This window comes from Winslowiella sp. 2C04, assembly GCF_050037805.1.
GTDB classification, from domain to species: domain Bacteria; phylum Pseudomonadota; class Gammaproteobacteria; order Enterobacterales; family Enterobacteriaceae; genus Erwinia; species Erwinia toletana_A.
This window is the reverse complement of the sequence record NZ_CP188300.1, coordinates 4,680,250-4,692,701: the sequence shown is the minus strand read 5'-3', so window position 1 is coordinate 4,692,701 and position 12,452 is coordinate 4,680,250. Positions and strand designations below refer to the sequence as shown.

The following is a 12,452-nucleotide window of genomic DNA, read 5'->3' as shown; positions in this document are numbered from 1 at the left end:
TCACTTCAGGACAGGGACTAAAATGAAAAAATTTACCATATCACTGCTGGCTCTGAGCTTGCTGACGGCGGTTCCTGCTTTTGCCGCACAAACCCTGGCACCGGTTCCGGCGGCGATCGCTAATCATGATGGCCCGGTGCGCGTGGCGGTGATCCGTAACCTCGGTTCGGACGATAACACCACGCAGTTTGTTGCCGGAGCAATCCAGCAAGGGAAGAAGCTGGGCTTTAAGGTCAGCACTTTTCTCAGTAACGGCGACGATGCGCGCTTCCAGGATTTCGTCAATCAGGCGATTAGCCAGAAATACGACGGCATTATTCTCTCCCATGGTCGCGATCCGTATTCAACCGCGCTGGTGAAGCGCATTGCCGATGCCGGAATCAAGGTGGCGGTTTTCGACACGCCGGTAAACAGTGAAGTGCCAGGCGTGACGGTTTCTCAGCAGGATGATGCCTCGCTGGCGAACCTCTCGATTAGCCAGCTGGCGAAGGATTTCAACGGTAAAGCGAATATCGTCAAACTGTGGGTTGCGGGCTTCCCGGCAATGGAACGCCGCCAGGCCGAATTTGAAAAATTGCAGAAAACCTGGCCGGAGATTAAACAGCTGGAGTCGATTGGTGCGGTCTCTTCGGACGTGCAGGGTGATACGGCGAACAAAGTTGGCGCAATTCTGGCGAAGTATCCGAAAGGTAAAATTGACGCCATCTGGGGAACCTGGGACGCTTTCAGTCAGGGTGCTTATAAAGCGCTGCAGGAGAATGGTCGTACTGAGATCAAACTGTACAGTATTGATATCTCCAACCAGGATTTGCAGCTGATGCGTCAGCCGAAAAGCCCATGGGTCAGCAGCGTGGCGGTGGACACTAAACTGATTGGCGCCGTTAATATGCGTCTGATTGCTAACAAGATTGCTGGTGAAGACACGCCTGCAACCTATGAGTTTAAAGCTGCCGCAATCCCACAATCATTGCTGAACAGCCAGCAGGGTGCGGTCAACGTCGCGACCTTAAGTAACATCATTCCGGGCTGGGGCCAGACGGATGACTTTATCGCCCCGTGGTTTGCCACCCTGGAAGCAAAGTACGCTAAGAAATAAGCAAAAAAAAAGGGTCGCATTAATGCGACCCTGATTCATTCTGCTACTTCTTTACGCTTCTGGATCAGGACAAGTTATTCCAGAACTTAAATTTATTTTTCGGCTGAAAAATGTTTACGACCGTTTTGATTAAAACGCTTTCTTGGCGAAACCGGTCATCTCTTTCAAGCCCATTTCCCGGCCCAGTGCGGTCATCGGGTGAACCACCACAATGCCGCGTACCGCTTTCTTCAGGCCACCCATATCAGCCTGCTCTTTCTTGGTGATCGGACGGCTGAACGGTAACTGCTGCAGTTTCTGTGCTTCAAGGCTGAGCTTCTGCTCACGCACACCTTTCAGACGTTCGATCTCTGCCAACAGCTTATCTTTCTCTTTCAGCAGTTCGCCGAGTTTCTCTGCATCACCTGATTCCAGCAGCGCTGGCTCTTTGTGATTCAGGGCATCAAGCTGATCGCTCAGACGTTTAATTTCTGCTTTTTCCTGCTCTTTCATGATTGTTACCTGATAAATTGACGCTATGCGGCAAAGGATACACCAAAATTCATCGGCTCGCGGCGTTACTTTTTAAAGGCTTGTTTCATACTGATGCGGGAAATCAGTTCGGTCAGGGAGAGAACCATTGTGGAGCGTACCACTTGCAGATAGCGCTGACGTTGCATGGCGCGCAGTTCGTCATCTTCGCTGATAAAGTGTGGCTGGGGGGGTAAAGCAGTGACGCAGTGCAGTTCGCCAAAAGGACCAAGGATTTCATCGTCGTTAAAGCGATATTCAGTGCTATCGTCGTTCAGCTCTTCACGCAATGCCATCAACAGTTCGCAATCTTCGTATTCGCTGCGGTTAATCACCCCAAGGCCGTAAATCAGCTTCAGGCGTACCGACAGATCGCCCAGCGGGCCATCACCTAATAACAGCGGCTCTACGGCGTATTTCACCGCATAATCGTCTTTACGAAACACCTGAATAACCAGCATGTTGACCGCTTCTGCCAACAGTTCTACCGCAGCGATCAGAAAGCTTCTCACCGAACGACCGGCATTCAGGCGCTCAAGCACCCGATTTTCAAAAGCCCGCTTCTCTTCCATTATCGCCTGCATATCTGTCATTGCGCCTGAGGGCACAGCTGTGCTGTGCCCTTGTTGCCCTTCCAATTATTTTGCGGAGATGGCGTTATAAGCCCGCACCACTGCGGCAACAACCTCGCTATCAGCATCCAGCCCGGATACCTGTGCCAGCGTTGCTTGTGGCCCCAGCTTATCCAGCAGCGCCACCAGTTCCTGCGCCTGCGGATCCTGTTCGCTGCGGTAATGCATCGCGGCAGCAATACCGGTAACCAGATTGCTATGGGGCAGCTGATATTCCAGCGTGCCGAGAGTCGGTTTAATCAGGCGATCGCCAGCGCTCAGTTTACGCAGCGGCTGGCGGCCAACGCGCTCCACATCATCTTTCAGATACGGGTTTTCAAAGCGACCAAGGATTTTCTCGATATAGGCGGCATGTTTAGCTGCATCGAAATCATAACGTTTAATCAGAACTTCACCGCTCTCCTGCATCGCGCCTTTCACCACCTGACGCACCTTCTCATCAAGAATGGCATCACGAATGGTCTGATGCCCCGCCAGCTGACCGAGATAGGCGGTGATGGCATGGCCGGTATTGAGGGTAAACAGTTTACGTTCAACAAATGCCATCAGATTGTCAGTCAGTTCCATACCCGGAATGTTCGGCAACTCACCTTTAAACTGGGTCTTATCAACAATCCATTCGCTGAAGGTTTCAACTGTGACTTCCAACACATCGCTGCTGCCCGCTTCGGATGGCGGAACAATGCGGTCAACGGCAGAGTCGACAAAGCCGACATGCTGTTCTGTCCAGGCGTGATACTGCTGCGGCAGCGCTTTCAGTACATGCTGTTTTAGCTGGCTGGTGCCGCGCACCATATTCTCACAGGCAATAATATTTAACGGACGGACATTACCGCTATCACTGCGTTTGGCCAGTCCCTGCGCGACGCTACCTGCGATGCGCTCAAGAATCTGCGGGCCAACCGCCGTGGTAACGATATCAACCTCAGCAATCAGCGCGATAATGTCATCACTGGTGCTGTTAACCGCGCTGACGCCTTTGACTATCTCAGTCTGGGCATTCTCACCCACCACATGGACTGGATATTCGTGACGCGCATTCAGCGCATCCAATACTGCCTGATTCACATCCGCAAAAACCAGTTCGATACCGGCGTCTGCCAGCAATTTACCAATAAAACCACGGCCAATGTTACCTGCGCCAAAATGTAGAGCTTTCATATGATTACCCATTTAAACGATCAAAGGGCCAGGCATGCCTGCCCCGAATGAAGGGGCTGGGCATGCGCAGCCCCTGGGAAAGTGTTGCCTGAGCGACTAATCAGGCCGATTTTTTACCTGACAGCAGATCCAGAACTTCCTGAACGCTGGTGGTGGCAGCCAGCTTCTCAATCACGCTTTCATCGTCCAGCGCGTTGGTCAGACTGGTAATCACCTGAATGTGTTCATTATTACGCGCGGCGATACCGATAACCAGACGCGCAATATCGTCCTCTTCTTCGCCGAAACGCACGCCTTGTGGATACTGACAGAACACCACGCCGGTTTTCAGCACGCGATCTTTCGCTTCAACAGTACCGTGCGGCACCGCAATCGACTCACCAAGATAAGTTGGGGTTAATTTCTCACGGTCCAGCATCGCCTGTACATATTCCGGCTCAACATAACCGCCTTTTACCAACTGCTCACCGGCAAAGCGAATTGCCTGCTCTTTTTCTGTCGCCTGCAGACCGAGGAAAATATTACCTTCGCTCAGTTTGAACAGATGATCCTGACCTTCGTCGAAGCTGTCATTCAGCGTGCTCATCACTTTTTCACGATGGTCAGCGGAACGGTTGGCATCGACCAGACGCGTGGTCAAATCATTATACAGACCGCTGTCGAGGAAGTTAGTCAGAGAAATATGCTGCGCATGAGGCGCCTGGCGCATCGCTCGCTCGGTCAGGTCGCGGTGAGTAATCACCAGATCGACATCGCCCGGCAGGCTATTAATGGCGCTGTTGGACACTGAAATATTGCTCAGACCCGCATCGCTGACTTTCTTACGCAGTACACCGGCACCCATGGCGCTGGAACCCATACCGGCGTCGCAGGCAACGATGATTTTACGCACGTGGCTCAGGTCGCTGTTCAGACCATCCGCTGCGGTAACCGCGGCTCCGCTCTGGCCTTTAGACTGCGCTTTCATATCCTGCACGCGGCGTGCAGCCGCTTCGATGTCGTCATCTTCTTTGATTTTGCTGGTTTTCAGCAGAATCGCGGAAACCACGAAAGAGACGGCAAAGGCTGCTGCAATCGCCGCGATGTTGGCGAAGTAGGCACCTTTTGGCGTCATTGCGAGGATAGCCAGGATAGAGCCTGGTGAAGCCGGGGAAACCAGACCGCCGTTCAGCACGGTCAGGGTAAATACGCCGGTCATACCACCGAGGATTACGGCGATGATCAGACGCGGATTCATCAGCACATACGGGAAGTAAATCTCGTGAATACCGCCGAAGAAGTGAATGATAGCCGCACCGCCCGCAGACTGTTTGGCATTACCGCGACCAAAGAACATATACGCCATCAGTACGCCCAAACCTGGGCCTGGGTTAGCTTCGATCAGGAAGAAAATCGATTTACCCGCTTCGCTGGCCTGCTGAATACCCAGTGGCGAGAAGATACCGTGGTTAATTGCATTGTTGAGGAACAGGATTTTCGCTGGCTCAACAAAGATGGAAGTCAGTGGCAGCAGATTGTTCTGCACCATCAGGTTTACACCTGCGGCGAGGATATGTGACAAGCCCTGAACCAGTGGACCGATTGCCAGAAACGCCAGAATTGCCAACAACATACCGATAATACCGGCAGAGAAGTTGTTAACCAGCATTTCAAAGCCACTTTTGATTTTGCCGTCAACCACGCGGTCAAAAGTTTTGATGACCCAGCCGCCCAGCGGGCCGGCAATCATCGCGCCGAGGAACATTGGCATATCGGCACCGACAATCACACCCATGGTAGTGATCGCACCGACCACGCCACCGCGGTCTCCACCAACCAGACGCCCACCGGTATAACCGATCAGCAGCGGCAGCAGATAAGTAATCATTGGAGCAACCAGCTTGGCCAGGGTTTCGTTTGGCAACCAGCCGGTCGGAATAAACAGCGCAGTGATGATACCCCAGGCGATAAACGCCCCGATATTCGGCATCACCATATTGCTCAGAAAGCGACCAAAGCTCTGAACTTTGATCTTAATATCTGATGAGGACATAAAACACACCCCTTATTGTTACGCGCTGATAAATAAGAGAGCGCGTTGATTTTTGTATGAGACATTCCGGCGGGGAGCCGACGACACCATTACTGTATGCAGGCGGACTCTAACACGCCAATATGACGCTGCGTAGTCAGGGGAAAAAATGTGATATTCATCACGCTAAGTGAGGGGGTTAAGAGGTATTTTTAGTGATACAGATCACATAAATAAGCTGTAAAAAAAGGACGCTGATGAATAATTAGACTGAGATAGTGGATAAATGTGACTTGAATCACGAAAAGTTGCTGAGGGTTTGTGACTAAATTGTGACTGACATCACAATTTATTTTTAGCCTGAAATGCGTACCATCACAGAATACCCTGCTGATAAATTTGCCAGCGAGAATAATGTAAGAAAGTTACGGCAATCCTTTTCCTTTATAAGAAAAGAACTGCCGCATAATCAGAATTTACCGCTTACTGAAAACCACCCTGAACGGCACTTTTCGCCTGCTCCAGCGCCGGTGTTTTCGACGACAAATTACTCATAATGGTATTGTACTGCGCGGCCTGCTCACGGGTGGCAAACTGCACGCCATTATTATTAAAGGTGACGCTGGTGCCCTGTTGCTGCAGGAAATCGCCAGCCTGTAACACGTCCTGGCTCAGCGACTGCAGTGCAGGTAATAAAGGAATCAGTGAATTAGCCGGCTGAGTGACCACTTTAGTAAAGACGCTGTCATAGACCGCTTTTAAATCTTCTGGCTGTTTCAGCGTGGCTTTACTGCTGTCTGCCTGGCTTTTTGCACTCTGGATCTGTTGCGCCAGCACATTAAGCGAGCCACTGGCCTGTCGTAAGCTATTGCGGCGCGTCAGGTAATCCTGCGGTACGCGAATCGTCAGCAGCTCATCCACCACTGGTTTCAACCCGTTATCAACCGCTTTATTCACCTGCTGCGAGAAGCCATAAATAATGGCGTAATCACTGGCGTAGTTACCCATTTTCTGTTTCTGATCTTCGCTTAACGCGGGCAGATGTTCGCCGCTACGCATCACGGTGTTTTGTAGAAAATCGATAAAGGCTTTACGTTGATCCGGCTCTTTATCACCGCAGCCGGTCAGTTGAAAGACGATAAACAGTGCCGCCAGTGGCACCCATACGCGGGCCCAGACACGGGAGATTCCTGCCGCCATAAATAAACTCCTGTCTTTGAAAAGGGTTAACTACCTGATAACGCTTAGCAACATTTCGAGCCTCAAGGATAGTCTAATGTGCCTGCGCTGAATACCCTTACAATGGGCTTTCTACTGCGGCAGAATGCGGTTTTCCGCAAAAAAATAAATCAGAACGCATAAAATTTAAGGCTAATAAGAATCTGTGAGGATGCTCTGATTAAAGAGGAATAATTTATTTTCTTTATCAGCTTTATTTATAATCTGGTAGCGTAATATCAAATAACTCAAGGAATGAGTATTGTGACATTAGAAAAAGGCCAGTCGCGACCACTTACTACAGGTGAAATATCATTAGCTCGATCAGTATTTCGTCATGGGATTGATTACAGTCGGGTAGAAATTCATCATGGCAGTTACTTTCCGTTTGATCTGCAAAGTGAACAGGTGGCAATGGCTCCGAACGGTAGTATTTACTTTATGACAGAGCTTTATAGAGATGACTTCTTTCACGAGGATCCTCGTGGAAAACATCTTTTTATCCATGAAATGGCTCATGTCTGGCAATATCAAATGGGTATGAATGTCAGAATGCGTGGATTGGTTAGCGCAATAGTCTCATATAAGTATAGTTTACCACACTATAAAACTCTGCGTGATTATAGTCTGGAGCAACAAGCCTCGATTATTGCTGACTATTACTATATTATGCAATTCGGTTTGAATGGTTTTGAACAGCGTAAAAATTTTATTGGAATTATTGGGCCTAATTTGATGCAGCTTTATGAAAGTACTCTGGTCTACTTTCTTGAAGATGCTAAAGAGGTTCGAAGTATACGATGAAATACTATATCCGAACTTTATTTATGGTGTTAGCAACAGTATTATTAAGTTCTTGCCTTTTTCATCGTCAAATGTCCTGGTTGATGGAGGTTGAAATAGTTAATAATGCTCCTTGCTTTCTGATACCTGCAGACGTTAAAACACGTAATCATCACATGTCAAACAATGGGTTGATGATATCTAAATGGGTTGATGGAAGTTACCAAACGATATGGACGGCACAGATAATGGGCAGGAAGAACCACGTTTCTGTTATTCCTGGAAAGTGCTTAGTCAACGATTTTGATGACTGGCAGGAAGGGCAATATACAATTGATACCGGTATTTGGTTTGATAGTGAAACAGATCAGCGGCTTTATTATGCTGAATTTTCCTTGATTCGCGACCCTCAAACACAGCAACTGAAACTAAGCGATCAGCGGCGGATAAAATAATCTGCGGGGGCCAGCACTCACCCCCTTAACAGATCTAAAACACCACTGCCTGTCCATCCTTACGACTTTCCGTCGCGGCAATATAGAATCCTTGTGGATCGCGCACGATCGCCTGCGCACCACCAAAATTATAACTTTGCAGCGGATCTTCCAGCACGATCTTGTGGCCCATCGCGCGTAAAGTTGCCAGCGTATTGCGATCGATTGATGGCTCAACAATCACTTCACGGCTTGACACCACTCGCCAGCGCGGTGCATCAATCGCGGCCTGCGGATTTTGCTTATGAAGCATAATGCGCAGCACCAGTTGCAGATGACCCTGTGCCTGCATTGGCCCGCCCATTACGCCAAAAGACATTAATGGCTGCCCGTCACCGCCCAGCGCAAAGGCCGGAATAATGGTGGTAAATGCGCGCTTGTTGCCCGCCACCACGTTGGGATGCTGCTTATCCAGCACAAAGCCTGCACCGCGATTTTGCAGGCTGATACCGGTTCCGGGTATCCAGAACGCATAAAATTTAAGGCTAATAAGAATCTGTGAGGATGCTCTGATTAAAGAGGAATACTTTATTTTTCTTTATCAGCTTTATTTATAATCTGGTAGCGTAATATCAAATAACTCAAGGAATGAGTATTATGACTTCAGAAAAAGGCCAGTCGCGACCACGTACATACAGCAGCTTTATCAAAGTACATTGCTGTACTTTCTTGAAAATCCTAAAGACAGCAGGTGCATAAGATGAAACTTATTTTTAGAACACTCCAATCATTAATAGTGATCTTACTATTAAGTGGGTGTTTTTACTTCCAACGGCCATGGTCTTATCCAATAACAGTAAAACTTATAAATGCTTTTCCCTGTTTCACAATCCCTGGTGACCGTGCGATAAGGCAACATAATCTAATGCATAATGGCTTTATGTTGCAAAAAGTAGTTAATGGAAAATATGAATTAGTTTGGGCAACCCAAGGCAAACCTGATAATGTCAGCCTGCCTGTAAAGATCAATGAATGTCTGCTAGTGGAATTTGATAACTGGCAGGCGGGAAAATATGCTCTTTCAACCGGAGTATGGTTCGATGATGGGATAGATAAAAGATATTATCGTGTTAAATTTTCCCTGATTCGCGACCCCCACACACAGCAACTAAAACTAAGCGATTAACGGCGAGTAAAAATTTTAGGGGGCCAGCACTTACCCCCTTAACAGATCTAAAACACCACTGCCTGTCCATCCTTACGACTTTCCGTCGCGGCAATATAGAATCCTTGTGGATCGCGCACGATCGCCTGCGCACCACCAAAATTATAACTTTGCAGCGGATCTTCCAGCACGATCTTGTGGCCCATCGCGCGTAAAGTTGCCAGCGTATTGCGATCGATTGATGGCTCAACAATCACTTCACGGCCTGACACCACTCGCCAGCGCGGTGCATCAATCGCGGCCTGCGGATTTTGCTTATGAAGCATAATGCGCAGCACCAGTTGCAGATGACCCTGTGCCTGCATTGGCCCGCCCATTACGCCAAAAGACATTAATGGCTGCCCGTCACCGCCCAGCGCAAAGGCCGGAATAATGGTGGTAAATGCGCGCTTGTTGCCCGCCACCACGTTGGGATGCTGCTTATCCAGCACAAAGCCTGCACCGCGATTTTGCAGGCTGATACCGGTTCCGGGTACCACCACGCCGGAGCCAAACCCCATGTAGTTCGACTGAATAAATGACACCATCATGCCGTCGGCATCGGCAGTGGTGAGATAGACGGTGCCGCTTTGTGTTGGCGCACCGAAGGTAAAATCACCCGCTTTTTTTGCATCAATCAGCGCCGCACGGGTTTTCAAATATTCATCACTCAGCAAATGCCCGGCTGGAAATACCATATGATCTTCATCAGCGATATAGCGCTCCAGATCGACCAGCGCCAGTTTCATCGCCTCAATCGACAGGTGCAGCCATTCAGCGGAATCAGGTTGATAGCGGCCAATATCCCAGTGCTCAAGAATGCCGAGTGCAATCAGCGTCGCGATGCCCTGACCGTTAGGTGGCAGCTCATAAACTGAACCGTCAGCAAACGGACGTGACAGCAGCTCTACCCAATCAGCCTGATGGTTTTTCAGATCGTCGAGGCTCAGTGCAGCGTGATGCTCGCGGGCAAAAGCAGCGATCTTTTCCGCCAGTTCGCCACGATAGAAAGCCTCGCCGTTAGTCGCGGCGATTTTTTCCAGCGTGTCGGCCTGGTCAGGGTTGCGGAATAGCTCGCCAGCACGCGGCGCACGCCCCAGTGGAGCGAAACAGTCGCTAAAGCCAGGCTGATCGCCCAGCTTGTGATAGCCGCGCTGCCACAGTTCAGCGATCAGCGGCGAGACCGGAAAGCCGTGGCGCGCGTAGTCGATTGCCGGCTGGGCGAGGGTGGTCAGTGGCAAAGTAGCAAACCGCTCTGCCAGTTCAACCCACGCAGAAACTGCGCCTGGTACGGTGACCGCATCCCAGCCCGTCTCTGGCATTGCTGCTAAATGGGCGAAATCCTCGTGTTTCCAGGCAGCAGGGGAGCGGCCAGAGGCGTTCAGTGCATGTAATTGCTTACCATCCCAGACAATGGCAAAGGCATCGCTGCCAATACCGTTGCCGGTCGGTTCAACCACGGTCAACGCAATGGCGGTAGCAATTGCCGCATCGACCGCGTTTCCGCCCTGTTGCAGCATACGCAGCCCCGCTTGTGCGGCCAGTGGCTGCGAGGTGGCCACTGCGTTATGTCCCATCATTGGCGCACGCCACGAGGGATATCCGACGTTAAAATCACTCTCTCCACTCATCACTGTTCCTTAAGGATTAATCGCTGCACAAATCGCTAACATTCGGTGCTACAACGACTTTTGTTAAATGAGACCAGAGCCTCATAAAGCAGGATTAAAATATAGTCAAAAAAGGGGGCGCAAAACTTTTTCCTTCAACTAATACTTACCGTTCTGGTGAATTTCTGTGCTGACCTGACGTCTTTTTCAGCTGCTGCTTGCCAGTCTTGAGCGCCACAGTTTTTTGGCACTCTTTCTCTGTTCTGGTCATGTCATTTCATTGCGAGTTGTAAGGAGTTCTCGATGGAAAATAAAGATCCAATGTTTGAATTGTTGAGTAGCCTTGAACAAATTGTGTTGGCTCGTGGAGTGGTTAACGTTGCCCCTGCTTTGCAGGCCCAACCTGTTGTGATGCCGGAACCGCAGCGACTGCGAGAGATTACCGGTATGCAGGTTGATGAATTTGCCCGGGTAATGGGCGTAAGTATCTCTTCAGTGAAAAGCTGGGAGGCGAAGCGCACCAGACCCTCAGGTTCGGCGCAGAAGCTGATGCAGTTGCTCCATTCGAATCCAACCCTTGGTCGACAATTGTTAGACTGAGTTGATGTAAAAACCCGCCCACTGGCGGGTTTATTATTTCTGCGGTGATAATGCGGGCAGATTAGATTTGGGTATTTTTCATTATTCAGGATAATCTTTGCGCATCATGTTCTCTCTTGCCGGACCTTATGACCGCTTATAATCCGCCTGTCACACTGACCCCGTTAATTGTCTCGCTGGCTACCGATATTGGTGCCGCTTGCGTTCGGCTGGAATTTCAACAGGACCAGGCTTTAAAACTAAGGCGCATAAACCGTATTCGCACTATTCAGGGTTCACTCGCCATTGAAGGAAACACGCTGAGTGAAGCACAAATTACGGCGATTCTCGAAGGTAAAAGAGTGATTGCGCCACCGGAAGAGATTCTGGAAGCGCAGAATGCTATTGCCTGCTATCGCGAATTATCTCACTGGTTATCCTGGCAAGAGTCCCATCTTAAAGCCGCACACAATATGTTAATGAAGGGGCTGCTACCCACTGCCGGAGCTTACCGTGAGGAAGGCGTTGGAGTGATGCAGGGAACGAAGGTGATACATATGGCCCCACCTGCCAGTCGTGTACCACTGTTAGTGAAACAGCTACTGGACTGGCTTAAAAAAACGTCTTTGCCGCCTTTGATTGCCAGCTGTGTTTTTCATTATGAATTTGAATTTATTCATCCCTTTGCCGACGGCAATGGGCGTATGGGGCGTTTATGGCAAACATTGATTATGTCTCAGTGGAATCCGCTGTTTGCCAATATTCCGGTTGAGAGCCTGGTCCACGATCATCAGGCAGATTACTATCAGGCGATAAATTTAAGTACGGCCCGTAGCGATTCTGCTCCTTTCGTCGAATTTATGCTGCAAATGATATTAAGCGCGATTAAGCAGGCACTGATTCCCCAAGTCACCCCCCAAGTCACCCCCCAAGTCACCCCCCAAGTCACCCCCCAAGTCACCCCTCAAGTCACCCCCCAAGTCAGAATGCTATTAAAGGCTGTAACGGGGGAGGTGTCTCGGGAACAACTACAGCTGGCACTTGGTCTACAGGACAGAAAGTCTTTTCGAGAACGCTATCTGCAACCTGCGCTCAATGCCAGCTTGATTGAAATGACACTGCCGGAAAAACCGCAAAGTAGGTTGCAGCGTTATCGCCTGACGGAAGCGGGATTACGGCAGTTAAATCAATTGCCACATTGACGGCCGCATCAC

Annotated in this window: 12 protein-coding genes and 1 pseudogene; 6 read left to right on the top strand and 7 right to left on the bottom strand. The window is 49.7% G+C overall.

The features are described 5' to 3' along the window. Positions 1-22 precede the first annotated feature (22 nt). The gene (locus tag ACP3TC_RS21335) at positions 23-1,096 is read left to right on the top strand and encodes a sugar ABC transporter substrate-binding protein (protein ID WP_426817216.1); all 1,074 of its coding nucleotides are present in this window, start codon (positions 23-25) and stop codon (positions 1,094-1,096) included. 129 nt (positions 1,097-1,225) lie between these two features. Here the strand turns inward: ACP3TC_RS21335 and ACP3TC_RS21330 are convergent, their stop codons facing one another. From ACP3TC_RS21330 to ACP3TC_RS21310, 5 genes are all read right to left on the bottom strand, one after another. Beyond that, positions 1,226-1,588 (bottom strand): YibL family ribosome-associated protein, encoded by a 363-nt coding sequence (locus tag ACP3TC_RS21330; protein WP_313854804.1) that lies wholly within the window; start codon positions 1,586-1,588, stop codon positions 1,226-1,228. A gap of 65 nt (positions 1,589-1,653) precedes the next feature. Continuing rightward, positions 1,654-2,199, bottom strand: a complete 546-nt coding sequence (mtlR, locus tag ACP3TC_RS21325) for a mannitol operon repressor MtlR (protein ID WP_313854805.1) — start codon at positions 2,197-2,199, stop codon at positions 1,654-1,656. Positions 2,200-2,244: 45 nt separating this feature from the next. Further along, positions 2,245-3,399: a mannitol-1-phosphate 5-dehydrogenase gene (mtlD, locus tag ACP3TC_RS21320; RefSeq protein ID WP_313854806.1), complete on the bottom strand. Its 1,155-nt coding sequence runs from the start codon at positions 3,397-3,399 to the stop codon at positions 2,245-2,247. 100 nt (positions 3,400-3,499) lie between these two features. After that, positions 3,500-5,431: a PTS mannitol transporter subunit IICBA gene (locus tag ACP3TC_RS21315; RefSeq protein ID WP_313854807.1), complete on the bottom strand. Its 1,932-nt coding sequence runs from the start codon at positions 5,429-5,431 to the stop codon at positions 3,500-3,502. A gap of 462 nt (positions 5,432-5,893) precedes the next feature. After that, a complete protein-coding gene (locus ACP3TC_RS21310) occupies positions 5,894-6,610 on the bottom strand; it encodes a DUF3053 domain-containing protein (protein WP_313854808.1) in 717 nt (238 codons plus the stop codon). 273 nt (positions 6,611-6,883) lie between these two features. On the opposite strand from ACP3TC_RS21310, the gene ACP3TC_RS21305 reads away from it, so the two are divergent. Together ACP3TC_RS21305 and ACP3TC_RS21300 are read left to right on the top strand one after the other, a co-directional pair. Further along, the gene (locus tag ACP3TC_RS21305) at positions 6,884-7,432 is read left to right on the top strand and encodes a hypothetical protein (RefSeq protein ID WP_426817215.1); all 549 of its coding nucleotides are present in this window, start codon (positions 6,884-6,886) and stop codon (positions 7,430-7,432) included. Next, positions 7,429-7,866, top strand: a complete 438-nt coding sequence (locus tag ACP3TC_RS21300) for a putative T6SS immunity periplasmic lipoprotein (protein ID WP_426817214.1) — start codon at positions 7,429-7,431, stop codon at positions 7,864-7,866. Before ACP3TC_RS21305 ends, ACP3TC_RS21300 begins: the two co-directional genes overlap by 4 nt. A gap of 34 nt (positions 7,867-7,900) precedes the next feature. Here the strand turns inward: ACP3TC_RS21300 and ACP3TC_RS21295 are convergent. Further along, positions 7,901-8,368: pseudogene (locus tag ACP3TC_RS21295) on the bottom strand (gamma-glutamyltransferase); the annotation flags it as partial. 237 nt (positions 8,369-8,605) lie between these two features. Here ACP3TC_RS21295 and ACP3TC_RS21290 point away from each other — a divergent pair. Beyond that, positions 8,606-9,031: a putative T6SS immunity periplasmic lipoprotein gene (locus ACP3TC_RS21290; protein ID WP_426817213.1), complete on the top strand. Its 426-nt coding sequence runs from the start codon at positions 8,606-8,608 to the stop codon at positions 9,029-9,031. A 47-nt stretch (positions 9,032-9,078) separates the two neighbouring features. On the opposite strand, the gene ACP3TC_RS21285 is transcribed toward ACP3TC_RS21290, so the two are convergent. After that, positions 9,079-10,680: a gamma-glutamyltransferase family protein gene (locus tag ACP3TC_RS21285; RefSeq protein ID WP_313854814.1), complete on the bottom strand. Its 1,602-nt coding sequence runs from the start codon at positions 10,678-10,680 to the stop codon at positions 9,079-9,081. Between the two features lie 282 nt (positions 10,681-10,962). On the opposite strand from ACP3TC_RS21285, the gene ACP3TC_RS21280 reads away from it, so the two are divergent. Further along, on the top strand, positions 10,963-11,259 hold the full coding sequence (locus tag ACP3TC_RS21280; RefSeq protein WP_313854815.1) for an HTH-type transcriptional regulator: 297 nt from the start codon (positions 10,963-10,965) through the stop codon (positions 11,257-11,259). A gap of 128 nt (positions 11,260-11,387) precedes the next feature. Next, positions 11,388-12,440 carry a Fic family protein gene (locus ACP3TC_RS21275; protein ID WP_426817212.1) on the top strand — a complete coding sequence of 351 codons (1,053 nt, stop codon included), beginning with the start codon at positions 11,388-11,390 and terminating at the stop codon, positions 12,438-12,440. Positions 12,441-12,452 lie beyond the last annotated feature (12 nt).